The sequence below is a fragment of the Burkholderia sp. AU16482 genome (assembly GCF_002223285.1).
GTDB lineage: Bacteria > Pseudomonadota > Gammaproteobacteria > Burkholderiales > Burkholderiaceae > Burkholderia > Burkholderia semiarida.
In genome coordinates this window covers 177,484-201,787 of sequence record NZ_NKEY01000004.1, presented here as the reverse complement: position 1 = coordinate 201,787, position 24,304 = coordinate 177,484, and the positions used below count along the sequence as shown (strand labels likewise).

23 protein-coding genes are annotated in these 24,304 nt (G+C 66.1%); 14 read left to right on the top strand and 9 right to left on the bottom strand.

Annotated features, from left to right (window positions below; genetic code table 11):
• Positions 1–22: 22 nt before the first annotated feature.
• Both CFB35_RS12570 and CFB35_RS12565 read left to right on the top strand, forming a co-directional pair.
• On the top strand, positions 23–1,756 hold the full coding sequence (locus CFB35_RS12570) for an NAD+ synthase (protein WP_059576632.1): 1,734 nt from the start codon (positions 23–25) through the stop codon (positions 1,754–1,756).
• A gap of 83 nt (positions 1,757–1,839) precedes the next feature.
• Complete coding sequence (locus CFB35_RS12565) at positions 1,840–2,178, top strand: P-II family nitrogen regulator (RefSeq protein WP_006398637.1); 339 nt, start codon at positions 1,840–1,842, stop codon at positions 2,176–2,178.
• A 177-nt stretch (positions 2,179–2,355) separates the two neighbouring features.
• Here the strand turns inward: CFB35_RS12565 and CFB35_RS12560 are convergent, their stop codons facing one another.
• Together CFB35_RS12560 and CFB35_RS12555 are read right to left on the bottom strand one after the other, a co-directional pair.
• On the bottom strand, positions 2,356–3,441 hold the full coding sequence (locus CFB35_RS12560; RefSeq protein WP_059576905.1) for a porin: 1,086 nt from the start codon (positions 3,439–3,441) through the stop codon (positions 2,356–2,358).
• A 542-nt stretch (positions 3,442–3,983) separates the two neighbouring features.
• Positions 3,984–4,910, bottom strand: a complete 927-nt coding sequence (locus CFB35_RS12555) for a LysR family transcriptional regulator (RefSeq protein ID WP_179231737.1) — start codon at positions 4,908–4,910, stop codon at positions 3,984–3,986.
• A gap of 134 nt (positions 4,911–5,044) precedes the next feature.
• Between CFB35_RS12555 and CFB35_RS12550 the strand changes: the two genes are divergently transcribed.
• Positions 5,045–5,542, top strand: a complete 498-nt coding sequence (locus CFB35_RS12550; RefSeq protein WP_059576627.1) for a GNAT family N-acetyltransferase — start codon at positions 5,045–5,047, stop codon at positions 5,540–5,542.
• Positions 5,543–5,613: 71 nt separating this feature from the next.
• On the opposite strand, the gene CFB35_RS12545 is transcribed toward CFB35_RS12550, so the two are convergent.
• From CFB35_RS12545 to CFB35_RS12530, 4 genes are all read right to left on the bottom strand, one after another.
• Entirely contained in the window at positions 5,614–6,393 is a 780-nt protein-coding gene (locus CFB35_RS12545; protein WP_059576624.1) for an ABC transporter ATP-binding protein, read from the bottom strand.
• Positions 6,394–6,411: 18 nt separating this feature from the next.
• Positions 6,412–7,125 carry an ABC transporter permease gene (locus CFB35_RS12540; protein ID WP_059576621.1) on the bottom strand — a complete coding sequence of 238 codons (714 nt, stop codon included), beginning with the start codon at positions 7,123–7,125 and terminating at the stop codon, positions 6,412–6,414.
• Positions 7,122–7,811, bottom strand: a complete 690-nt coding sequence (locus tag CFB35_RS12535; RefSeq protein WP_006489645.1) for an ABC transporter permease — start codon at positions 7,809–7,811, stop codon at positions 7,122–7,124. Before CFB35_RS12535 ends, CFB35_RS12540 begins: the two co-directional genes overlap by 4 nt.
• 229 nt (positions 7,812–8,040) lie before the next feature.
• Complete coding sequence (locus tag CFB35_RS12530) at positions 8,041–8,823, bottom strand: ABC transporter substrate-binding protein (protein WP_059576902.1); 783 nt, start codon at positions 8,821–8,823, stop codon at positions 8,041–8,043.
• 366 nt (positions 8,824–9,189) lie between these two features.
• Here CFB35_RS12530 and CFB35_RS12525 point away from each other — a divergent pair, with 366 nt between their 5' ends.
• Entirely contained in the window at positions 9,190–9,900 is a 711-nt protein-coding gene (locus CFB35_RS12525) for a pirin family protein (RefSeq protein ID WP_059576618.1), read from the top strand.
• Between the two features lie 69 nt (positions 9,901–9,969).
• Here the strand turns inward: CFB35_RS12525 and CFB35_RS12520 are convergent, their stop codons facing one another.
• Positions 9,970–10,524: a periplasmic heavy metal sensor gene (locus CFB35_RS12520; RefSeq protein ID WP_059576616.1), complete on the bottom strand. Its 555-nt coding sequence runs from the start codon at positions 10,522–10,524 to the stop codon at positions 9,970–9,972.
• Positions 10,525–10,748: 224 nt separating this feature from the next.
• On the opposite strand from CFB35_RS12520, the gene CFB35_RS12515 reads away from it, so the two are divergent.
• Entirely contained in the window at positions 10,749–11,474 is a 726-nt protein-coding gene (locus CFB35_RS12515) for a response regulator (protein WP_006493394.1), read from the top strand.
• Positions 11,458–12,774, top strand: coding sequence for an ATP-binding protein (locus tag CFB35_RS12510; RefSeq protein WP_059576612.1), 1,317 nt, complete (start codon positions 11,458–11,460; stop codon positions 12,772–12,774). The genes CFB35_RS12515 and CFB35_RS12510 overlap by 17 nt, the downstream gene beginning before the upstream one ends.
• A 42-nt stretch (positions 12,775–12,816) precedes the next feature.
• Here CFB35_RS12510 and CFB35_RS12505 read toward each other — a convergent pair whose 3' ends face one another.
• Positions 12,817–13,083: a hypothetical protein gene (locus tag CFB35_RS12505; protein ID WP_011545926.1), complete on the bottom strand. Its 267-nt coding sequence runs from the start codon at positions 13,081–13,083 to the stop codon at positions 12,817–12,819.
• 500 nt (positions 13,084–13,583) lie between these two features.
• Between CFB35_RS12505 and CFB35_RS12500 the strand changes: the two genes are divergently transcribed.
• Both CFB35_RS12500 and CFB35_RS12495 read left to right on the top strand, forming a co-directional pair.
• Positions 13,584–15,341: an ABC transporter permease subunit gene (locus tag CFB35_RS12500; protein WP_059576609.1), complete on the top strand. Its 1,758-nt coding sequence runs from the start codon at positions 13,584–13,586 to the stop codon at positions 15,339–15,341.
• A gap of 22 nt (positions 15,342–15,363) precedes the next feature.
• The gene (locus tag CFB35_RS12495) at positions 15,364–16,701 is read left to right on the top strand and encodes an AAA-associated domain-containing protein (RefSeq protein ID WP_059576606.1); all 1,338 of its coding nucleotides are present in this window, start codon (positions 15,364–15,366) and stop codon (positions 16,699–16,701) included.
• A 112-nt stretch (positions 16,702–16,813) separates the two neighbouring features.
• Here the strand turns inward: CFB35_RS12495 and CFB35_RS12490 are convergent, their stop codons facing one another.
• The gene (locus CFB35_RS12490) at positions 16,814–17,011 is read right to left on the bottom strand and encodes a hypothetical protein (protein WP_124659349.1); all 198 of its coding nucleotides are present in this window, start codon (positions 17,009–17,011) and stop codon (positions 16,814–16,816) included.
• 191 nt (positions 17,012–17,202) lie between these two features.
• Between CFB35_RS12490 and tssI the strand changes: the two genes are divergently transcribed.
• From tssI to CFB35_RS12460, 6 genes are all read left to right on the top strand, one after another.
• The gene (gene tssI / locus CFB35_RS12485; protein WP_059576899.1) at positions 17,203–20,202 is read left to right on the top strand and encodes a type VI secretion system Vgr family protein; all 3,000 of its coding nucleotides are present in this window, start codon (positions 17,203–17,205) and stop codon (positions 20,200–20,202) included.
• Between the two features lie 95 nt (positions 20,203–20,297).
• On the top strand, positions 20,298–20,984 hold the full coding sequence (locus CFB35_RS12480) for an ankyrin repeat domain-containing protein (RefSeq protein ID WP_226094006.1): 687 nt from the start codon (positions 20,298–20,300) through the stop codon (positions 20,982–20,984).
• Between the two features lie 97 nt (positions 20,985–21,081).
• Positions 21,082–21,903 carry a DcrB-related protein gene (locus CFB35_RS12475; protein ID WP_059576595.1) on the top strand — a complete coding sequence of 274 codons (822 nt, stop codon included), beginning with the start codon at positions 21,082–21,084 and terminating at the stop codon, positions 21,901–21,903.
• 12 nt (positions 21,904–21,915) lie between these two features.
• Positions 21,916–23,256 (top strand): PAAR domain-containing protein, encoded by a 1,341-nt coding sequence (locus tag CFB35_RS12470; RefSeq protein ID WP_196485245.1) that lies wholly within the window; start codon positions 21,916–21,918, stop codon positions 23,254–23,256.
• Between the two features lie 11 nt (positions 23,257–23,267).
• Positions 23,268–23,738, top strand: a complete 471-nt coding sequence (locus CFB35_RS12465; protein ID WP_089465043.1) for a hypothetical protein — start codon at positions 23,268–23,270, stop codon at positions 23,736–23,738.
• A gap of 49 nt (positions 23,739–23,787) precedes the next feature.
• Entirely contained in the window at positions 23,788–24,285 is a 498-nt protein-coding gene (locus CFB35_RS12460) for a tetratricopeptide repeat protein (protein ID WP_124659348.1), read from the top strand.
• The last annotated feature ends 19 nt before the right edge of the window (positions 24,286–24,304 follow it).

Here is a 24,304-nt window from a genome sequence, read left to right as displayed (position 1 = left end):
GCCGGGCTGCGCCGCTCCCGCCATGAAGACCCGACTCGCTCTCGCCCAGATCAACGTCACCGTCGGCGATTTCGCCGGCAACGTCGCCCGCATCGTCGCGGCCGCGCGCGCCGCGCACAACGATGGTGCGCAACTGATGGTCGCTCCCGAACTCGCGCTGTCCGGCTATCCGCCGGAAGACCTGCTGCTGCGGCCCGCGTTCTACGCGGCGGCGGCCGCCGCACTCGATGCGCTCGCCGACGCGCTGAAGGCGTTCGACGGGCTCGCGGTGCTGGTCGGGCATCCGTTGCGCGGACCGGGCAGGGGGGCGGGCAGCGGACCGGGCAAGGGGGCGGGCAGCGCGTCAGCCGTCGATGGTAATGCAAACCGCCCGATCGAGCGCGGCGTGCCGCCCACCGATACCTTCAACGCGGTGTCGCTGATCGTCGGCGGCGAGATCGTCGGCACCTACCGCAAGCAGGATCTGCCGAACGCCGAGGTGTTCGACGAGAAGCGCTACTTCGCGACCGACACCGAGCCGCTCGTGTTCGAGCTGAACGGCGTGAAATACGGCGTGATCATCTGCGAGGACGCATGGCATGCGTCGGCCGCGCAGATCGCGAAGGCGGCCGGTGCGCAGGTGCTGCTGATCCCGAACGGCTCGCCGTACCACATGAACAAGGAAGCGGTGCGCATCGACATCCTGCGCGCGCGGATTCGCGAGACCGGGCTGCCGATGGTCTACGTGAATCTCGTCGGCGGCCAGGACGAGCTCGTGTTCGACGGCGGTTCGTTCGTGCTCGACGGCGAGGGCGCGCTCGTCGCGAAGATGCCGCAGTTCGACGAAGGGCACGCGATCGTCGAATTCGACGGCGCGCGGCCGCTGCCCGGCGCGATCGCGCCCGAGCTGTCGACGCATGCGCAGGTGTATCGCGCGCTCGTGACGGGCGTGCGCGACTACATCGGCAAGAACGGCTTTCCCGGCGTGCTGATCGGGCTGTCGGGCGGCGTCGATTCGGCGCTGGTGCTGGCCGTCGCGTGCGATGCGCTCGGGCCCGAGCGCGTGCGCGCGGTGATGATGCCGTCGCGCTTCACGGCCGACATCTCGACCACCGATGCGGCGGAGATGGCGCGGCGCGTCGGCGTGCGTTACGACGAGATCGCGATCGCGCCGATGTTCGATGCCTTCCGCGCCGCGCTTGCCGATGAATTCGCGGGCCGCCCCGAGGACGCGACGGAGGAGAACATCCAGGCGCGCATCCGCGGCACGCTGTTGATGGCGCTGTCGAACAAGTTCGGCTCGATCGTGCTGACGACCGGCAACAAGAGCGAGATGGCGGTCGGCTACTGCACGCTGTACGGCGACATGGCCGGCGGCTTCGCGGTGATCAAGGACATCGCGAAGACGCTCGTGTACCGGCTCTGCCGCTATCGCAACGAAACGACCGACTACGGGCGGCGCGACGTGATCCCCGAGCGGATCCTGACACGCGCGCCGTCGGCCGAACTGCGCGAGAACCAGACCGACCAGGACAGCTTGCCGCCGTACGACGTGCTCGACGCGATCATGCGGATGTACATGGAAGAAGACCGGCCGCTCGCCGAGATCGTCGCGGCCGGCTACGCGCAGGCCGACGTCGAGCGCGTGACGCGGCTCATCAAGATCAACGAATACAAGCGCCGCCAGGCGCCGATCGGCATCCGCGTCACGCACCGCGCATTCGGGCGCGACTGGCGCTACCCGATCACCTCGCGCTTCACCGAACGGCTCGATTGAGCGGTGCTGGGCCGGATGCGGCCCGCCGGCTTACAATCGGGATCGCGATTTTTCACCCAAACGAGCATTGAGGGACAACCATCATGAAACGCATCACCGCCATCATCAAGCCGTTCAAGCTGGACGAAGTCCGCGAAGCGCTCGCCGAAGTGGGTCTCACGGGTCTGACCGTGACGGAAGTGAAAGGCTTCGGCCGCCAGAAGGGCCATACCGAGCTGTATCGCGGCGCGGAATACGTCGTCGATTTCCTGCCGAAGATGAAGATCGAGGTGGTCGTCGCGGAAGCGCAGGTCGATCAGGTGATCGACGCGGTGATCGGCGCGGCGCGCACCGGCAAGATCGGCGACGGCAAGATCTTCGTGTCGGACGTCGAGCGCGTGATCCGCATCCGCACCGGCGAAGAGAACGAAGCGGCCGTCTGAGCGCCGCGTCCGCGCCGTTCGATCACTTCCCGGCCGCTTCGGCCGATCGGGCCGCGGGTCGCACGCATCCGCCGCCCAAGAAAAAACGGTGCGGATACCCGGTTGGGTACCGCACCGATACGCGCCTCTCGCAGCAGCGTGGAAAACGTTGTCGAATCGTTCTTTGACGGCGCCTGATCAGAACAGGTGCTGGATACCGGCGTAGACGCCGGTCTGGCTGCCGCCCGGATGCGGGTTGCCGGTCGACACGGCGGTGCCTGCATTGTTCGCGTTCAGGCCGAAGTTGGCCGTCGAGCTGTTGCGCACCGTGGCGACCTGGACGTCGAACAGCGTGCGCTTCGAGATGTTGTACGAGCCGCCGACCGTGTAGATGTTCGCGTTGCCGCCGCCGTGGTTCGCGTTCACGTGATACACGGCCGCGATCAGCGCCGCTGCCGGCGTGGCTTGCCACGTTACGCCGCCCCACACCTGTTGCGTACCCGTCACGCCGGCGTTCGCTGCCGGGCCGCCGCTGCCGTCGGCGCGCGATGCCTGGTAAGCCGCCTGAACCTTGAACTGGCCGAGGAACACGTTCACGCCCGCGAAGTATTCACGCGAGTAGTTGAACACGTCCGAGAAGCGACCGTTGCTGTCGCGCGTTTCGTCATAGATGCCGCGCAACTGGAACAGCGAGTTCGTATAGGTGACCTGACCGCCCATGGCACGGCCCGGCGCGCCGGCCGTCGTGTTGCCGTTGAAGCTGGTCGAGTTCGAGAACGAGAACTGGCCGTAGAAGTCGAGGCCGTAGACCGACGGCGACTGGTACGACACGTTGTTGCTGGTCTTGTTCCAGTTGCGGCCGCGCACCAGCGAGGCCGTCGACCAGGCCGACTGGCCGAACGGGTCGAAGTCCCACACGCCGTTGGCGATCGCGAGTTCGCGACCCAGCAGCAGCGTACCGTAGCGGTCGTTCGAGATACCGACGGTCGCGAAACGATCCCAGATCGAGCCGCTCGTGCCGAGGCCGCCGTTCATCGTGTTGAACGCGCCTTCGAGGTGGAACAGGATCTTGTTGCCGCCGCCGATGTCCTCGCTACCCTTCAAGCCCCACAGGCTCGTGCCCCAGTCGCCGCTCTCCGCACGGTAGCGATGGCCGTCCTGCAGGCCGTTCATGTACTCGAGGCCGGCATCCAGGCGGCCATACAGCGTGACGCTGCTCTGCGCGTGCGCCGTCACCACCCCAGCAGCCATCAGCGCGGCCGCGACCAAAGCTTTCTTCATCATCTCCTCCATACCCTGTCAAAAAGTCAACCCAGACTGCACGAGATGCCCGGAGCGCGAGCGCCGGGCAAAAGCGGGATAACCAGGGAGACCTCGTGCAGGGCCGGTAAGCGCGGCACGCGGGCAAGCAGACGGAAAACCGTTGAGCGGTCCCGCGCAGCCGGGTCGGCCTGCGGGGTCTCCTTGTTGTGTCGTGAAGCTAAACTACATTTCACGAACTTCGTTTTGCTACTTTGGTTACTAATTTAGCAAAAATACAATTTTGTGGCGACGGAAATCGTTGTTTGACTAACCGCTGTCGCCAAATTGCCATGCAACACGGTGCGCGACAGGTGTCCCAAGGGTGCTCGATTACCGGAAAACCCTTGTGCCACAAGGGAAACGTGGTTTCCGCGGGCGTGGGTCAAGGATTGCCACTATTGACGTTGCCAGGGCGCCGGCGTAAGCGCGAAAGTCGCGAAATTGGTAAGTATTTCGTAATGATTCGGGCGATTGCCGCCATCGCCGGTCGACGCCGGGAACGCCCGTGCTGCCGCGTGCCGCGCTCAGTTCGGGCTCGGTCGCGCGTCGAGCAACTGCGCGCGAATCCAGCGGTGCGCATCGGTGCGCGCATGCTTCGCGTGCGAGTAGACCTTCACCGTGTAGCGGGGGATCTCGAACGGCGCGGGGAAGATGCGGATCGGCGCCGCGTGCCGCAGCGCCTGCGCGGCGCGATTCGGCACGGTCATCAGGAGTGCCGACTCCGCGATCACGAACGGCGCGGCCAGCACGGTCGGCAACTGCACGGCCACGTGCCGCGCGAGGCCGAGGCGATCGAGCACGTAGTCGACGACGCCGCGCGACTCGTTCCACGGCGTGACGACGACGTGGCGAGCCGCCAGATACTGGTCGAGCGTCAGCCGCCGGCGGATGTCCGGATGCGCGGCGCTCGCGATCACAACGTAGTCGTCGGAGAACCAGTCGAAGTCCTCGATGCCCGGCGCGTCGGCCGCCGATTCCTCGTGGTAGCCGAGCGCGAAGTCGATACGGCCGGCCGCGAGTTCGTCGACGGAAATCTTGCGGTCCGAATGGACGACGCGAATCCGCAGATGCGGCGCCACGTGCTGGATGCGGGCCAGGAACGCCGGCAGTACCGCGAACGCCGTGTAGTCGGTCGCGGCGAACACGAACGTGCGGTCGCTGTGCGCCGGATCGAAGCGTCGCGCGCGGGCGAGCCCCTTCGACATCGCATCGAGCGCGTCGCCGGCCCATGTGGCGATGTCGTCGGCGCGCACGGTCGGCTGCATCTCGTTGCCGAGGCGCACGAACAGCGCATCGCCGATCGCGTCGCGCAGCCGCGCGAGCGCGTGGCTCAACGCCGACGGGCTCAGCGCGAGTTCGTGCGCGGCCGCCGCGACCGACCGGTGGCGGTACAACGCGTCGAACACGAGCAGCAGGTTCAGGTCGAGGCGGCGCAGATCGGGATGCATCATGTTCAGGTTCGGATGAAGAAACTGCACTTCCTGCAGGCACGTCGCGAACGTAGCATGACGGTTTGAACGGCGCCAGTGCGGTTGCGCGGCGCCGCTTGTCCGTTTCACATCCGGGCCGGAGGAGGGCTCAACCCGTGCAAATCGATATTCGCTCCGCGACCGTCGCCGACGTGCCGCTGATCCTGCGCTTCATCACCGAACTCGCCGTCTACGAGAAGGCCGAGCACGAAGTTGTCGCCACGCCCGAATCGCTCGAACGCAGCCTGTTCAGCGAAGGCTCGCCGGCGCGTGCGCTGATCTGCGAGGTCGACGGCGAGCCGGCCGGGTTCGCCGTGTATTTCTTCTCGTATTCGACGTGGCTCGCGCGGCAGGGGCTGTATCTGGAGGATCTGTACGTGTCGCCGCGTTTTCGCGGCGCCGGTGCGGGGCTGCAATTGCTGAAGGCGCTCGCGCGGGTCGCGGTCGAGTCGGGCTGCGGGCGTTTCGAATGGAGCGTGCTCGACTGGAACGAGCCGGCGATCCGCTTCTACGAGCGCGTCGGCGCGGCGCCGCAGAGCGAATGGGTGCGCTACCGGCTGGCGGGCGACGAGCTGCGCGCGTTCGCCGACGGCGCGCCGGTGAGCGCCGCGTGACGGGTAAACGCAAAACGGGCGCCGCGCGGCGAACCGCAGGGCGCCCGTTCGGGCGTGGCGGGTGACGGGCGTTACTTGAGGCTGCCCGACAGGAACGCGCGCAGGCGCTCGCTCTTCGGATTCGCGAGCACCTCGGCCGGCACGCCTTCCTCCTCGACGCGGCCCTGGTGCAGGAACATCACGTGATTCGACACGTTGCGCGCGAAGCCCATCTCGTGCGTGACGACGATCATCGTGCGGCCTTCCTCGGCGAGCTTCTGCATCACCTTCAGCACTTCACCCACCAGCTCCGGATCGAGCGCGGAGGTCGGCTCGTCGAACAGCATCACGTCCGGATGCATCGCGAGCGCCCGCGCGATCGCCACGCGCTGCTGCTGGCCGCCCGACAAATGCGACGGATACTGCTTCTCGACGCGCGGCGCGAGGCCGACCTTCTCGAGATACTCGCGCGCACGCTCCTCGGCTTCCTTCTTCGGGATGCCGAGCACGTTCACCGGCGCTTCCATCACGTTCTCGATCACGTTCATGTGCGACCACAGGTTGAAGTGCTGGAACACCATCGACAGCTTGGTGCGCACGCGCTGCAGCTGCTTCGGATCGGCCGCGCGCAGCGCGCCCGTCTTGTCGAGCGCGGTGCGCACTTCCTCGCGATCGACGAAGATGCGGCCCGCGTTCGGCTGCTCGAGGAAGTTGATACAGCGCAGCATCGTGCTCTTGCCGGAGCCGGACGAGCCGATCACGCTGATCACGTCGCCCGAGTTCGCCTTCAGCGACACGCCTTTGAGCACCTCGTTGTCGCCGTACCGCTTGTGGAGATCGTCGACGAAAAGCTTCTGGGTCTGGGAGTTCATCAGTAATCCTGCGAAAACTTACTTGCCTTGCGGGCGCAGATACGCGAGCCAGCGGCGCTCGGCCTGGCGGAACAGCCACACGAGCGTGAACGAGATCACGAGGTAGAGCAGGGCGGCGATGCCGAACGCGTGGAACGACATGTAGGTCGCCGAGTTCACGTCGCGCGCGATCTTCAGGATGTCCGGCACGGTCGCGGTGAAGGCCACCGTCGTCGCGTGCAGCATCAGGATCACTTCGTTGCTGTACAGCGGCAGCGCGCGGCGCAGCGCCGACGGCAGGATCACGCGGCGATACATCGTGAACGGGGACATCCCGTATGCGCGCGCGGCTTCGATCTCGCCGTACGACGTCGCCTTGATCGCGCCCGCGAAGATTTCGGTGGTGTACGCGCAGGTGTTCAGCGTGAACGCGAGCAGCGTGCAGTGCATCCCGTCGCGGAAGAACGCATCGAGCATCGGCGTGCCGCGCACGGCCTGCAGGCTGTAGAGGCCCGTGTAGCAGAGCAGCAACTGCACGTAAAGCGGCGTGCCGCGGAACACGTACGTGTACAGCCACACGGCGCCCGACAGCCATTTCTTCTTCGACACGCGCGCGACCGCGAGCGGCACCGACAGGCAGAAGCCGAGGCCGATCGACACGACCAGCAGCCACAGCGTGATCGCGACACCGGTGATGCGATAGCCGTCGGTGTACAGATAGTTGCGCCAGTATTCTTGGATGAGTTCGATCATAGGTCAGCCTTGCGGACACCGGTCGAGTAGCGCTTTTCGAGCCACATCAGCACGAAGTTCGAGATCGTCGTGATGGCGAGGTAGACCGCTCCCGCGATCAGCGTGAAGAAGAAGAACCGCAGCGTGCCCTTGCCGGCGTCCTGCGACGCCTTCACGACGTCGGCCAGGCCGATGATCGACACGAGCGCGGTCGACTTCACGAGCACCTGCCAGTTGTTGCCGATGCCCGGCAGCGCGAAGCGCATCATCTGCGGGAACATGATCCGCGTGAATACCTGCCAGTTCGTCATCCCGTAGGCGCTGCCGGCCTCGAGCTGGCCGCGCGGCACGGACAGGAACGCGCCGCGGAACGTCTCGGTGAAGTACGCGCCGTAGATGAAGCCGAGCACGAGCACGCCGGCGAGGAACGGGTCGATGTCGATCTGGTCCCAGCCGAGCGCGTCGGTCGCCATGTTCAGCCAGATCTGCAGGCTGTAGAACAGCAGCAGCATCAGCACGAGATCGGGAACGCCGCGGATCAGCGTCGTGTAGACGGTGCCGACGCCGTTCGTGACGCGGTTGCGCGACAGCTTCGCGCCGGCGCCGAGCAGCCCCAGCAGGAACGACAGCGCAAGCGAAAGCACCGCCAGCTTGACGGTTTGCCAGGTGCCGGCGAGGATCAGCGGGCCGTAGCCTTGTAGAAACATATGGGGTCCCTGGTGTGGTCCCTGGGGGCGCACGCCGTGCGCCGCGAAAGACGCGCCCGCCAAGCTGCGCGGAACGCCCCGTGCGTATCATGACCGTCCGCCCCGGCAACGGTGCCGGGCTCGCCCGTCGCGCGAGCGGCGGGCAAGGGGGCGGGCGGCGCGTGGTTGACTGCCTGTACTGCCCGGACGCGGGGCCGCCCCCGCATCCGCTGCTTCTTCTTGTCCGCGTTCAGCGGGCCGGCGCCGAATAGACGCTGAACGAGAAGTACTTGTGCGACAGCCGGTCGTACGTGCCGTCCTTGTGCATGTCGGCCAGCGCCTGGTTGATCCTGAGCTTCAGGTCGGTATCTTCCTTGCGCAGGCCGATCGCGGTGCCGTCGCCGATCGTCTTCGGATCCTTCACTTCCGGCCCGGCGAACGCGAAGCCCTTGCCGCGCGGCGTGCGCAGGAAGCCGTAGTCGGCCTGCAGCTCGTCCTGCAGCGTCGCGTCGAGGCGGCCCGTGCCGAGATCGGCATAGACCTGGTCCTGGTTCTGGTAAGGAACGATCGTCACGCCCTGCGGTTCCCAGTACGCCTTCGCGTACGATTCCTGCGTCGAACCCTGCTCGACGCCGACGCGCTTGCCTTTCAGCGACGCGACCGTCGGCCGCAGCGGCGAGCCGGCCTTCGCGATCATCCGTGCGGGCGCGTCATACACCTTGTCGGAGAAGTCGATCTGCTCGCGGCGCTTGTCCGTGACCGTCAGCGACGACACGATGACGTCGTACTTCTTCGCTTTCAGCGCCGGGATGATTCCGTCGAGATCCTGCGCCACCCACACGCATTTCACGTTGATCCGCTTGCAGATTTCCTTGGTGAGATCGACGTCGAAACCGACGATCTCGCCGCTCGGCGCGGTCGACTCGAACGGCGGGTAGCTGGCGTCGACGCCGATCCGCACGGTCTTCCACTCCTTCGCGAAGGCGCTGCCCGCCACGAGGGCGAGGGCGGCGCACAGGGCGGCCTTCTTCATTTCCATCCTTCTGTTGCTGACTTTCCGGGGGCGCTCGCGGCCGGTCGGACCGGGCGCCGCGGCGTATTCTAGACGGCCAAAAATCGCCGATAGGCGCTCTGGCGTGGGCGGCCGCCTCGAGGGCGAACGCCAAAAGGGCGGTATTTTACCCGAACGCGATACCCGGAAAACGGCAATCCGGCGCGATCGACCGATTCCTCGATTCGGCTGTTGCGGCAGTCGTGGCATTCGCAACGAATATTCGGGCAATTGGTGGCGTGCTTGCAACAATGAGGTGCATTGGCGGCGGATTGTGGCGCGTTCGGCGTCCCCCTACAGTGGAGGTAAACCCGAACAGAACACCTGCGCCCCCGAGCGTCCACCTCCATGTTCCAGATCCTGCGCGCCGAAGACCGCTGGCACACGCGCCACGGCTGGCTCGAATCGAGTCACAGCTTTTCATCCGCCTGCCGCACCGGGCATGAGCCCGCGCCGGTGCGTCCGCCCGTCGGCGCGTTGTGCGTGCTGAGCGAGGACATGATCGCGCCGACGCGCGGTTTCGGGATGCAGCCGCGCCGCGACGTGGAGATCGTCACTTACGTACTGGATGGCGTGCTTGCGCACCGCGACAGCCTCGGCTGCGGCGCGATCGTTCGAACCGGCGGAATCCAGCGGATGAGCGCCGGCACGGGGCTTGTGCACAGCGAAACCAACGCGTCGCGCGACCGGCCGCTGCACCTGTTGCAGATCTGGCTGCAGCCGGCCGGGCGGGGCGGGCGGCCCGATTACGAGGCGCGGCGTTTCGCCGACGACGAGAAGCGCGGCCGGTTGAGGCTCGTCGCGGCGCCCGACGGCGGCGACGGCGCGCTGTCGATACGGGCGGACGCGCGCATCTTCGCGGGGCTGATCGACGGCGACGAGACGACGGCGTTCGACGTGCCGGCCGGGCGCAGCATCTACGTGCACGTGGCGCGCGGCGAGGTCGAGGTCAACGGCCGCGCGCTGGCGGCCGGCGACGGCGCGCGGATCGGCGGGGCGGACGCGGTGGCGTTCGCGCGCGGCCGGCTGGCCGAGGTGCTGCTGTTCGACGTCGCCTGAAACGAAAAAGGGGACGCAGGCCGATGCCTGCGTCCCCTTCGGCGCCGCTGCGCAACGCGGCCCGCCCGCTTACTGCGCCGGCGCCGACGCGCCCTTGGCGGCCGCGCGATGCTGCTCCCAGCGCGCCTTCATCTTCTCGTGGCGCTGCTCCATGTTCGCGAACTGCTGCTTGAGCGCCGTGCTGACCATCGTCTTCTGCTGGTCGTTCAGCCCGTTGTAGAACGTGAGCCACGCGGCGGACGTCTGCTCGCGCAGTTGCGCGTTCTGCGCCTCCGCCTGCTGGCGCGCCGAATGCATCGCGCTCAGGTCGAGGATCGGCTGGTTCTGCTGCGCCTTGAACTGCTCGCGCATCTGCTCGTGGCTCTTGCGCATCGCGTCACGGTTCTGCTTCATCGTGTTGACGGCCGCCTGCCATTGCTGCTCTTGCGACGCATTGAGCTTCAGCTGGTCGTGCAGTTTCATGATCGCGCCGAACGGGCCGCCTTCATGCTCGCCGTGCATCCGGTGCATGCCGGGGCCGCCCGGCGGCGGCATGTCGTTGGGCTGCGCGGCATGCGCGGTGCCGAATGCGAGAGCGAGCAAGGCGGCGGCCGCGATGGCCACGCGGGAAGTCTTCTTATACATTTCAGAAACTCCTTGAATCCAAAGGGTCCGACGATGCGGTGCCGGGAAAGCCGGGTACCGCATCCGGTAAGACGCAGGTTAGCGATGCAGGCCCCGGCGGGTGTTACGCGGGGTGGCGGCCCGGTTACCGTGCATTACAGTTCCCTTGCGCGGTAACCCGCAGTAACCCTTTCGTCCCTTTGTTTCGTTCTTCGACTCCACCCTCGCGCGGTAAACTTCGAGCCATGACTACCCAGATCCTCATCGTCGACGACGACCAAGAACTCCGAGACCTGCTGCGCGACTATCTCGTGCGCCAGGGGATGGAAGTGTCCGTGCTGCACGACGCGGCGACGCTCGAGAAGCGCCTCGAGCGCGAGCGGCCCGACCTGATCGTGCTGGACCTGATGATGCCGGGCGTGGACGGCCTGACCGCGCTGCGCCAGTTGCGCGCGGCCGGCGACGACATCCCCGTGATCATGCTGACCGCGCGGGCGGACGACGTCGACCGCATCGTCGGGCTCGAGCTCGGCGCGGACGACTACCTCGGCAAGCCGTTCAACCCGCGCGAGCTGCTCGCGCGCGTGCAGGCCGTGCTGCGCCGCCGCCGCGCGACGCCGTCGGCCGCCGCCCCCGAGCAGCGCGAGCCGTTCGCGTTCGGCCGCTTCCTGCTCGATTTCCAGGCGCGCACGCTGTCGGTCGACGGCAAGCCGGCCACGCTGTCGAGCAGCGAATTCGCGCTGCTGAAGATCTTCGTGAACCATGCGCTGCGCACGCTCACGCGCGAGCGGCTGCTCGAGCTGCTGCATGGGCCCGAGTACGACGGCACCGACCGCGGCATCGACGTCCAGGTATGGCGCCTGCGCCGCATCCTCGAAACGGATCCGTCGACGCCGCGCTTCATCCAGACGGTCCGCGGGCGCGGCTACGTGTTCGTGCCCGACGGCGAGGCCCATGCGCAAACCCATTGATTCACTGTTCGGGCGGCTGGCGCTGCTCGTCGTCGGCGTCCTGCTGCTGTCGCACTTCGCATGGTTCTTCGCGATGCGGCTCGAGCGCAACCAGATGCAGACGCGTTATGCGGTCGAGGAGGCCGCGTTCCTCGTCGATGCGGTGCGCCAGCACGTCGCGCGCACGCCCGACCAGCCGCTGCCGTCGCGCGTGAGGCTCGTGTCGCCTGACAGCGCCGACGTGCCGAAGGGCGGCGATTCGGGGCTGCCGCCGCCGCTGAAGCGGTTTCGCGACGACGTGAGCGAGCGCATGCCGCCCGGCACGCAGGTCGAGATCGGCGCGCCCGGCCATCCGCCGGTGCTGTGGGTGAAGGAGCCGGCCGACCGCAACTGGATCGTGGTGCCCGTGCAGCCGCTGCGGCCGCCGCGCTCGCTCGACCGGATGCTGCTGTGGCTCGGCACGATCTTCTCGGCCGGCGTGATCGCCGCGCTGTTCGCCGCCTGGCAGTTGCAGCAGCCGCTGCGCTCGCTCGCGCGCGCGGTCGCGCGTTTCGGCCGCGGGCAGCCGGTGCCGCCGCTGCGCGAACGCGGCCCGCGCGAGCTGCGCCAGCTCACGCGCGGCTTCAATCAAATGGTGGAGCAGGTGTCGCAGGCCGAGAGCGATCGCGCGGTGATGCTGGCCGGCGTCGCGCACGACCTGCGCACGCCGCTCGCCCGGATGCGCCTGCGGGCCGAAATGATGGACGACGCGCGGCTGCGCGACGGCGTCGTGCGCGACGTCGACTCGATGTCGCACATCGTCGACCAGTTCCTGGTATTCGCACACGGCGGGGCCGACCGCAGCGAGCCGGTGCCGGTCGATCAGGCCTGCGAGCGGATCGCGCGCAGCTATCGTGCGGTCGCGCCGAACGCGCCGACGGTCCAGACGCGGCTGGAAGCCGATCCCGGCTTCCGGCTGCCGACGGCGACGCTCGACCGAATCCTGTCGAACCTGCTGGACAACGCGCATGCGTACGGTGCACCGCCCGTATTCGTCGAGACGGCGCGCACGCCGGCCGGCTACGTGCTGTCGGTCAGCGACAGCGGCGGCGGCATCGCGCCGCGCGACCTCGCGGCCGCCACGCGGCCGTTCGTGCGGCTCGATCCCGCGCGCGGCGGCAACGGCCACAGCGGGCTCGGGCTCGCGATCGTCGAGCGGCTCGTGCTCAGGCTCGGTGGCGCATGCGACATCGGCAATCGCCCCGAAGGCGGCCTGCGTGTGTCGATGACGTTCCCGTTCGAGGCCGTGCCGAAGGACGAACCTCACGAACAAGCCGCATGAGCGGCTGCGGCGCCTGCCCGGCCGGGCAGGCGCCGCGCGGCCTCATTCGCCGAACAGCGTGCCGAGCGTCTCGGCCGCATTGCTGTCGATCGTGTTGTAGGTCACCGTGGTGGCCTCGAAGATATAGACGGTCGTATACCGGCCGAGGCGCTCCAGGATTTCCTCCTGCAGCGATTCCGGCACGACGTTCATGTTCAGGTACCATGCCGTGGACGACAGCCGCGTCTGGAACGACCCGTACTCCTGCATCAGTTCATAGAACGCGTCGGCATCCTGATCGCGACAGACGATCACCAAGTTTCCTGCCATTCCCTTCCTCCCGCTCGTCGGTCGATCCCCGTGGCCTGTTGACAGAGGGCCGTGCGCATTGCCGCGACACGGCCGAACCGGACCCGGGGGCTAGCCCCGATCATACCTGCTTCGCCGTATCCGGCTGCTGATGCCGCACAGGGTTTGCGGCCGCATGCGGGTGGCGGGTTCACGGCCGGGCCGGATCACGGCATAATTCGGGCCTGCGTGCCGGCCGCAGGATCGCGGCCGGGCCGTTCCGTACCGCGCGCCCGCCATCCGCCCATGCGCCGGGCACGATCCCTGCGCTGCCCGCGCCGTCCCGGACGGTTGTGCCTGAAATACAGGTTGGTGTAGTGTCGTGCCGTCGCGGCCCGGCTCGACCGGCCGCGGCCGCGTGTGCGCGCACGGCGCGCCGCGCGCGCGAAATCGCCAGTCAATCGAATTACCGCGCCCGTGCGCTTTGCCATGAATCAACATCGACTGCCGGCTTCGTTCGGCCTTACCGGGGAGGGCGCCTGATGAACGTCGGATTCTTCAATCCGAACCGGACCGCCAACGCATCCGCGTGGCGTGTGCTGCCGAATCGGTGGGACTTCATCGCCTTTCCGCTGATCATCTGCCTGATCGCGATGGCGGTGGTCGGCTTCCACGAAACGATGGCGCCGATCGGCGTGCTGCAGACGCAGAAGATCTCGCTCGATCCGTCGAACCTGCCCGAATACGCGCTGCGCACCACGCTGCGGATGCTCGCCGCGATGGTCGCGTCGCTCGCGTTCACGCTCGTCTACGGCACGCTCGCGGCCAAGAGCCGCCGCGCGGGCATGGTGCTGATCCCGATCCTCGACATCCTGCAGTCGGTGCCGGTGCTCGGCTTCATTTCGTTTACGGTCACGTTCTTCCTCGCGCTGTTCCCGAGCCGCGTGCTCGGCGCCGAGCTGGCCGCGATCTTCGCGATCTTCACGAGCCAGGCGTGGAACATGACGTTCAGCTTCTACCAGTCGCTGCGCACGGTGCCGCGCGATCTGGACGAAGTGTCGCGCGGCTTCCACCTGACGTCCTGGCAGCGCTTCTGGAAGCTCGAGGTGCCGTTCTCGATGCCGGGCCTGATCTGGAACATGATGATGTCGATGTCGGGCGGCTGGTTCTTCGTCGTCGCGTCCGAGGCGATCACCGTCGGCAACCAGACGATCACGCTGCCGGGCATCGGCGCGTATCTCGCGCAGGCGATCTCGGACAAGAACTTCGGCGCGATCGGCTGGGTGATCCTGACGATGACGGTCGTGATCCTCGCGTACGACCAGTTCCTGTTCCGCCCGCTCATCGCGTGGGCCGACAAGTTCCGGATGGAGAACACCGCGTCGGGCGATGCGCCGCAATCGTGGCTGCTGGACCTCGTGCGCCGCACGCGGCTGATTCATCAGCTGCTCGTGCCGGCCGGCTGGTTCTTCGCGAAGGCCGCGCGGATTCCGCTGCGCCTGCCGCTGTCGGGCGCGATGCGCTTCACGCTGCCGAAAGTCGAGAAGAAGGCGTCGCGCACGGTCGACATCGCGTGGGCCGGGCTCGTGCTGATCGGCACCGCCTATATCGTGTGGCGCGTCGTCAGCTTCGTCGCCACCGGCGTGACGATGGCCGAAGTCGGCCACGTGGTCGTGCTCGGGCTCATCACGCTGCTGCGCGTGGTCGTGCTGATCTCGATCGCGTCGGTGATCTGGGTGCCGATCGGCGTGTGGGTCGGGCTGCGCCCGAAGCTGGCCGAGAAGCTGCAGCCGCTCGCGCAGTTCCTCGCCGCGTTCCCGGCGAACCTGCTGTTCCCGGTGTTCGTGATCGTGATCGCGCGCTTCCACCTGAACGCGGACATCTGGCTGTCGCCGCTGATCGTGCTCGGCACGCAGTGGTATATCCTGTTCAACGTGATCGCCGGTGCGACGTCCTACCCGAACGACTATCGCGAAGCGGCGACCAACTTCCGCATCCGCGGCTGGCAGTGGTGGCGCCAGGCGATCCTGCCCGGCATCTTCCCGTACTACGTGACGGGCGCGATCACCGCATCGGGCGGCGCGTGGAACGCGAGCATCGTGTCCGAAGCCGTGCAGTGGGGCAGCACCCGGATCGAGGCGCACGGCCTCGGCGCCTACATCGCGCAGACCACCGCCGCCGGCGATTTTCCGAAGATCATCCTGGGCATCGCCGTGATGTCCCTGTTCGTCACCCTGTTCAACCGCCTGCTGTGGCGCCCGCTGTATGCCTTCGCCGAAGCGAAGCTGCGGCTCGACTGAGACCGATTGAGAGCGAAACGCGATGCACAATCCGAATGCTGTAAACGCCCCCGTCCAGACGTCCCAGCCGCCGCGCCCCGGTGAAGAAATCCTGCGCGTCGAGCACGTCTGCCGCGGCTTCAACAAGACGCAGGGCGAGCTGCTCGTGCTCGACGACGCGAACCTGTCGCTGCGCGAAGGCGAGATCGTCGGGCTGCTCGGCCGGTCGGGTTCGGGCAAGTCGACACTGCTGCGCATCATCGCCGGGCTGATCGAGCCGACCGGCGGCGAAGTGACGTACCTCGGCAAGCCGCTGCGCGGGCCGGCCGAGGGTGTCGCGATGGTGTTCCAGACCTTCGCGCTGTTCCCGTGGTTGACCGTGCTGCAGAACGTGGAAGCCGGGCTCGAAGCGCTCGGCGTCGGCGCGCGCGAGCGGCGCGAGCGCGCGCTCGCGGCGATCGACCTGATCGGTCTCGACGGCTTCGAGAACGCGTACCCGCGCGAGTTGTCGGGCGGCATGCGTCAGCGCGTGGGCTTCGCGCGCGCGCTCGTCGTCGACCCGACGATCCTGCTGATGGACGAGCCGTTCTCCGCGCTCGACGTGCTGACCGCCGAGACGCTGCGTACCGATTTGCTCGATCTGTGGACGCAAGGCCGCATGCCGATCAAGTCGGTGCTGATCGTCACGCACAACATCGAGGAAGCGGTGTTCATGTGCGACCGCATTCTCGTGCTGTCGTCGAACCCGGGCCGCGTGATCGCGGAGATCAAGGTGCCGTTCAAGCACCCGCGCAATCGTCTGGATCCGGCGTTCCGCAAGCTCGTCGACGACATCTACGCGAAGATGACGGCCCGCCAGACCGGCGAGGCGACGAAGAAGGGGCTCGAGCTCGGCAGCTGGCTGCCGCAGGTGTCGACCAACCTGATGGCCGGCCTGATCGAGACGCTCGCGATGGCGCCGTACCACGGCCGCGCGGACATGCCGGAAATCGCGCGCACGCTGCACCTCGAGGTCGACGACCTGTTCCCGATCGCGGAAGTACTGCAGTACCTCGGCTTCGCGGACGTGCGCGAAGGCGACGTGTTCCTGACGCCGCCGGGGCGCGTGTTCGCGGAGTTCGGTACGCAGGAACGCAAGCTGATGTTCGCCGATCACTTGCTGAAGCACGTGCCGCTCGCCGCGCGGATCAAGAAGGTGCTGAACGAGCGCCCGGGCCATCGCGCGCCGCGCGTGCGCTTCGAGCAGGAGCTCGAGGATTTCCTGTCGGACGGCGCGGCCGAGGAAACGCTCGACGCGGTGATCGACTGGGGGCGTTACGGCGAGATCTTCTCGTACAACGACCAGACCGAGATCTTCAGCCTCGAGGACGTCGAGTCCTGATGCGATCGGGGTGATTCCGACGCGTCCCGCTGGAATCGCCCCGATGCTCCCGGCAGCGTGATTCGGCTGCCGCGACCGCCCTCGGCATTCGCAACGAGCGCCGGACGAGGGATCACCCAATTGTCGGATCGCGCTCCTGCTGGAAGCGCCGCGGATGGCATTCGCCGAGGATGCCGCGGCCGGCTTCGCTCTTCGGCCGCAACGCTTCGTTCACTTCCGCCGCCTTTTTCCCCTTCACCACGCGTTGAATGCCTGCCGCATTGGTGCGGAGTGCCTCGATCGCCGCGCGATCACGCGCGTCCATCGGCAATAAATATCAGGGATCGATCAACCGATCGACCGGAGGGGATTTCGGCGCGGAATACTAAATACTGACAAGTGGTTATGAATTTCCCTACGGTTTGATATATTTGGCGCCTTCAAGGCGGCTGAGAGCGCCTTGTTGGTGCGATAGCGTCCAGATCGCGGCGGGTTCGCCCGACAAAAAGAACGAGGTCAATGATGAGTTTCGCAGGAAACGGAAACCCCGCCGGGATGAGCGGGGGCGGCGCGGCCTTGGCCGGCGGTTTGACGAACCTGGGTTCGCTTGCCGGCATGGCGGGCCAACTGGGGGCGCTGACCGGCATGCCGGGCGCGGGGCTGCTGGGCGGTGCCGCGAGCGCGGTGCAACTGGCGCAAACAGGCTTGTCGCTGATGGGCAAGGCTCCGGAGTCGATCGCCGAGGCCATCAACAGCCTGACGGGCGCGCTCCCGCGCCTGACCCAGGACAATCGCTTCATCACGATCGAAACGCCGCTCGGCCCGGACGTGCTGCTGGTCAGCGCGGCGGTCATCGATGAACACGTCAATCAACTGACCGAAACACATCTCGACCTGCTTTCCCATCGCAACAATATCGAACCGCAGGAAATCGTCGGGCAGCGGGTCAAGATCACGCTCGAGCCGCAGAGCCGCAACTTCAGTCTGACGCGTGTCGTGACGTCGGCGGCCGATATCGAGACGAAGCGATATTTCGACGGTTACGTCGCATCGTTCGGCCGCGTCGGAAAGTCGGGTTCGGTCACCCGCTATGAAATGTCCGTCGTTCCGTGGTTCTGGTTTCTCACGCGCTCGACCGATTGCCGGATTTTCCAGAACCAGACGCCGCAGGACATCCTGAGCGACATTTTCCGCGAGATGGGTTTCTCGGATTTCGAGTTCGCGATGCAGGGCGAACGTCCGAAACTCGAGTACATCGTCATGTACGACGAGTCCTACTACAGTTTCTGCTCGCGCCTGATGGAGCAGGAAGGGCTGATCTGGACGATTCGCTACGAACAGGACAAGCACATCCTCGTGATCGGCGACACCAACGCGGTGTTCCAGCCGATTCCGAACCTGAAGACGATTCCGTACGAAGCCAACAGTGCCGCCAGCGAGCAGAACGGCATCGATCGATGGGATGAGGCGTTCAGTTTCCGGGTCGGCAAGATCACGTACCGGGATTTCAACTACAACCAGCCGTCGTCGCAACTAATGCATGTCGAGGTGCCGACCGTCAATCTGAAGCACCCGAACATCCAGACGACCGAGCGTTACCAGTTCCATTCGTTGTATGACCACGGCGATGACGGGCAGCGTTACGCGTGCTACGCGATGGAAGCGGAAGAAGCGCTCGCGCACCGTTTCAACGGCGCCGGTCACGCGCACGGGATGACGACGAGCGGCCGCTTCACGCTGGTCAATCACGGCACGTCCGCCTACAACAACAAGGACTTCGTGATCCTGCGCGTTCGTCACCAGGTGGCGAACGACTATACCCAGCAGACCTCGAAACTGCCGTACCACAACACGTTTACGTGCCTGCCGATCGACATTCCGTTCAGGCCGGAGCGGCGTACGCCCAAGCCGCACATGCAGGGCACCCAGTCCGCGATCGTGGTCGGGCCGAAGGGCGAGGAAATCCACACCGACGGCAGCCGGGTCAAGCTGCATTTCATGTGGGACCGCCGCGGCAAGCTCGACGGTTCCGATTCGATGTGGGTGCGCGTATCGCAACCGTGGGCAGGCAAGGGCTGGGGCGGTTCGGCGATTCCGCGGATCGGCCAGGAGGTGCTCGTCTCGTTCAATCAGGGCGATCCGGACAACCCCATCGTCGTCGGCCGCGTGTTCAACGGCGAATCGGGCAACCCGTATCACGGCAGCGGCGGCCAGACGATGGGGATGCGCAGCCAGACGCACAAGGGCGAGGGTTTCAACGAACTGCGGTTCTCGGATGTGAACGGCGCCCAGGAAGTTTTTCTGCATGCGCAGAAGGACATGAAGACCATCGTCAAGGATAGCGAATCGCATACGGTCGAATCCGGCGCGCGGAACGTGTCGGTGCTCAAAGGCGACGAGAGCAAGCACATCGCGGAAGGCAGCCTGTCGGAAAAGATCGCGAAGGCGCGCTTCACGACGGCCAACACCGTCGGCGTGCAGGCGCTCGCGGGCGATGCCGGGCCGGGCAAGCAGAGCTATCAGGCGACGGACGAGATCGAGCATCGGGTCGGCGCGAGCATCGTGACGCTGAAGCCGGACAGCATCAAGCTGTCCCACGGCGCCTCGAGCATCCTGATCAATCAGAGCGGCATTTTCCTCGATGGCCCGGTGATCCATCTGAACCAGGGGCTGTTCGTCACGCCCGAGCAGGCGATGGCGATCGAGTGGGCCAATCAGCAGGCGGTCATCGCGGCGGGTCTCGCGTCAGCCGATCCGAAGGTGCAGGCCGCGGCACGCAAGCTTCAGGCGACGGTCAAGGCGCAACAACTGGCGAAGCTCGCGGAAGCGGTGTACACGCCCGGGACGGCGCCGCCGGGATGGAAGAACGTGTCGAACGACCCCGAAGCGCTGAAGAAGTTCGGCATGCGGCCGCAGGATCTGAAGATTCCCGGCAGCAATTTCGGCGCGCAGGTCTATGCGCCCGATCCTGCGGTGTTCGGCGACAGCATGAAGCCGACGCTGGCCTTCAAGGGCACGCAGCCGACGGTCAAGGAGGACTGGTCGAACAACCTCAGCCAGGGGCTGGGCGACAATTCGCCGTACTACGATCGCGCCGTGACCCTCGGCAAGAAGATCCATGGTTCCGGCAATGCGGGCGGCCTCGACCTCACAGGCCATTCGCTCGGCGGCGGGTTGGCGTCGGCTGCATCGCAGGCGAGCGGCGCGGGCGCGACCACTTTCAACGCGGCAGGCCTCAATCCTGAAACGTTGCCGCTGTACGGCGCCACGCCGCGGGCGTCGTCGATCACGAACTATCGCGTCGACGGCGACATCCTGACGGGCTCGCAGGAGGGCGGGCTCGGCCCGATCAGCGAGGTGACGTCCCACCTGATGCCCAAGGCGGTCGGCGAGCAGATCACCATTCCGGGCACCAGCGTGACGACGGTCCAGCGGCACATGATGGGCCAGGTGACGAGCGGGCTGAATACGACCGTCGCCGAGCAGCAATCGTCGCTGCTGAGTCAACTTCAGGGACATTGATGAAATACAGCAAGGTCATCGCCGCAGGCGCGGTTGTCGCGGTCATCGGTTTGTCGTCGCCGTTCTGGTGGCCGACTCAAGCACAGGAAACAAAAATGGCAGACTTCAAACGTTACCCGCCCGAAGACTTTTTCACGGGACAGCAACTCGAGCTGGCGCGTGCCATTCGCGACGGGAATCTGGCGCAGGTCAAGGCGCTCGCGCCGCATGCCGATCTCGCTGCGCTGGGCAACAAGAAGGCCAGCCTGCTGTCGTTCGCGGTGCAGGAAGCCGTGCCGGTGAAGGCGGATGCCGCCAACGTGCGCCTTCAGATCGTCAGCGAACTGGTCCGGGACGGCGCGAAGCCCGAACAGCCGTTCGGCGAGAATGGCGCGAACGTCGCGTATCTGGCCGCGCGGGCCGACACGCCGAACCTGCTCAAGGCGTTGCTGGCCGGCGGCATGAATCCCGATCTCAAGTACGACGGCGATACGCCGCTGCTCTTCGCCACCTGCAAGGACACACTGTTGCCGCAAATGCGCCTGCTGGTCGAGCACAAGGCGAACGTCAATGTGCGGGATTCGATGAAGGAAACCGCGCTCTACGAAGCGACGCGCCTGCGGCAATGGGACGTCGTCGATTATCTGCTCGCGCACGGCGCCGATCCGTCGGTGAAGAACGACAACGGTCTCGCGTACGCGAAGGTCCTCGGCGACGAGTTGCAACAGACGCCGAAAGGCTCGCCGCAGCTGGGTCGCATCGAAGCCATCCACAAGCGTCTGGTCGCGGCCGGCGTGCAGTAACGTTGCCCCGTGACGGTTGCGTCGGCTGCGACCGTGCAGCCGGCGCACAGTTTCAATCCGGCGCCTGCCGCGGCGGGCACGCCGAACCGAGAAGAGCATGTCCGAATATCAGATGAACGATGCCGTCATTCAGTTGCCGGCGCACTTCAAAGACAAGACGATTCACCTGTTTACGGTCGATGAAACGGGGAGCGGTAGTAGCGGATTCACTTTCGTGGTGTCCCGCGCGCCGATGGAGCCGGACGATACGGTCGACACGTTCGTGACGCGGCTGGTCTCGGAGATGCGCAAGTCGCTGCCGCGTTTCGAATTGAAGCATCTGGAAAACCGGGAAATCGACGGCGAAACCGCGCGCGAAATCGATTATCGCTGGGTGTCGGAAGGCGCGCCGCTGCATCAGCGCCAGACGGTCGTGATGTCGCCGAAGGGCGGGCGCGAACGCGTGGCGATCAGTTTCATCGGCACCTGTCCGAAGTCGTTCACGGAGGACAAGAGCAAGGAATACAAGCGCCTGCTCGCGAGTGTCGTGCTGGCCCGGCCCGATCGGGCGGCCTTCGCGCCGAGGGCGCTCGGCCAGGACGAGGCCGGCATCGTGTTCGTGCTGCACGAGCCGAGCGCGACGCTGTACGCGCTCACGGGCATGGCCGAACTGTACCGGCACGACGTCACCGAAATGTTCGACGACACCGCGTTCTTCGGCCCGGGCGGTGAGCCGCTGGCGCTGCAGCCCGCCCCGGACGGGCAAGCGGCGTGGCGCGCGATGGACGGCCGTCAATTCGCGCTGTGGACGGCGGATGTGCGCGAGCACGCATCGCTGAGCGATCGACTTGACGGTGTGACGGCGGTGAAGGGCATGACCGGCATGCAGAGCGTCGAGGCCGTGCGTGCTTATCTGACCGCGGTTACGAATGCGGGCTGACGGGGAGCGGGCGTGGATACATTACTGGCGGCTGCGCGGTTGGGCGATCCGATCGCGCATACGGCATCCAAGGGATGGATGATCGCCGGGCTGATCGCGGGTGCGGTGATCGGCGCCGTCGCGGTGGTCGCGACGGGAGGTGCTGCGTTGACGGTCGTCGCTGCAATCGCGGCGGGCGCTGCCGCGGGCGGCGGTCTCGGCGAAGTGCTGGGCACGATGTCGTGGGCGCCGCGACATGTCACCGGAAGTCTCATAAAGGGTTCGCCCAACGTGTTCATCAACAGTCGCGCGGCGATGCGGGCCATCCTGAGCCAGGGCCTGTGCAGCGACCATGCGGGGCCGCCGCAGGTGGTCGCGCAGGGTTCGTCGACGGTGTTCATCAACAGCCAGCCGGCGAGCCGCAAGGAAGACCGGATGATGTGCGGCGCGTTGATCAACGACGGATCGCCCAACGTGTTCATCGGTGGCCCGGCGGTCGGCGAGTTCAATCCCGAGATCCCGGCGTGGGTGAACTGGACGATGGCCGCGGTGGGCATTGCTGCTGCGGCCGTTCTTGCGGGGCCCGCGCTGGCGCTGCTCGGTGCGGCCGGCGGCTTTCTCGGCGGCGAAGTCGGCGGATGGCTGGGCGGGAAGATCTTCGGCGAGGGTTCGGACGGGCAGAAGTGGTCGATGCTTGGAGGAAGCTTGCTGGGCGGATTCGGCGCGGGGAAGGGCGCCAGGCTCGTCGGCGGCGCGAGAGGAGCGGGCTCCGCGGCTGGCGAACTGTCGGCGCTGGAAGCGGCCGAAGGTGCGGCAGGGGCGACGGAGCAGCCGACGATTTCGCTGTTCGGTGTGCGTGGCGGCGGCCGGACGCCCGACGCAGAAGGCGTTCTGCACGAGTATCAGTACACTGGCCACGTCGGGTATTCATTCGACGGCGGCAAGACGATTTGGGGTTTTGGACCGGCAGTCGGGGATGCGACCGCGGCGGATGTATTCGCCAATCTGAAGTCATCCGGCAGTTATCCGGGGCAACTGACCCAGGACCAGGCAGCATTCTCGCTGATTGCGGAAAATCCACTGCCTGCCCGTGGCGGGGCCGGCACGCTACAGACCGTGTATGAGCAGAAGATACCTGTCACGCAGGAGCAGTACGAATCAATTCTGGCGGCACACGAGGAACTGGTGGCGCGCGGGCCCATGGACGACATCCGGTATCAATGGCCGCCCAAGTCTGGCGGCGCATGGCCGGAAAACAACTATAACTGTGCGACGTTCCCCGGCCGCCTGGGTATCCCGATTCCGGAAACGACCGGAAAATTGCAGTACTACATGCCCGAACTCGAGAAAGTCGGGACACCGTGGAAGCCGTGACATCAGATTCTATGAGTGAGAAAAAGGGTCTCTATACCGTAGCAGTGGAATCGTACGATCTGGTGCTCGTATCCGTCATCGATTCTCCGAGTCCGCATGTTTTTCGGGCGAAGGTAGAGCGCATCTATTCCAGCGGAAAGGGCATCACGCCGGATAATCTCGGGGCGGAAATCGTGTTCAACGGCGGTCCGCCGACTTGGGGCAACGTGGCACTTCAAGCCGGCGAGCGTGCTCTTCTGTTCGTGAGAGCGCAGGCCGGTGCGTTGAACGAGTATCCGTCGCGCGGGCACATGGTCCTGGAAGACATGGACGGTGAATTGGGCGCCAGATTGCATGTTCCGGAGCTGTGGCTGCGTGAGGATGTGCCGGAGGCGGTGAAGGCTGCGGCGAGTCAGCATCCAACATGGCGGAATGCGTCGATCGTCAAGTTCAGTGTGCTGGAAACTTATCTGAACGGCTTGATCGCGAGGGCCGGGCGTTGAGCCGGGGCGGTTTCCGGACAGCGAAGCGGATAATGCAAGTGCGAAGTTTTTGGAGCTGAATCGAATGACCGATAAGAATCCCGATTTTTCACCGATGCGCATGCGGGCACGCGGATTCGTGTCGCAGGGCCGTATCGAGGACGCGCTCGGGTTGTACGGCGACATCCTGAAACTAGCGCCGGAAGACGCGGCGACGTATGCCGATCGTGGCACGACCTTCGCGATGATCAAGAAGACCGATCTCGCGCTGAACGATCTGAACCGGGCCATCGAACTGGGCTATACGGATCCGTCGGCGTATTGCACGCTCGCGACGATTTATCTCGAAGGCGGCGCCTACCAGAAGTCGCTCGATTACTTCGACCGGGCGCTGAAGCTCAATCCCGACCAGCCTTTCGTCTATTTCAATCGCGCCAGGGCATACGAGACGCTGGGTGATATCAAAGCGTCGATCGCCGATCTGGAGCGGTGCCTGACCTACAACCCGGACGATGCGCTGTCCGCGAAGATCAAGGAAAGGGTGGCGCAGCTTCGCACGCGTCTATAATCACCGTAGCTCGCGAGTA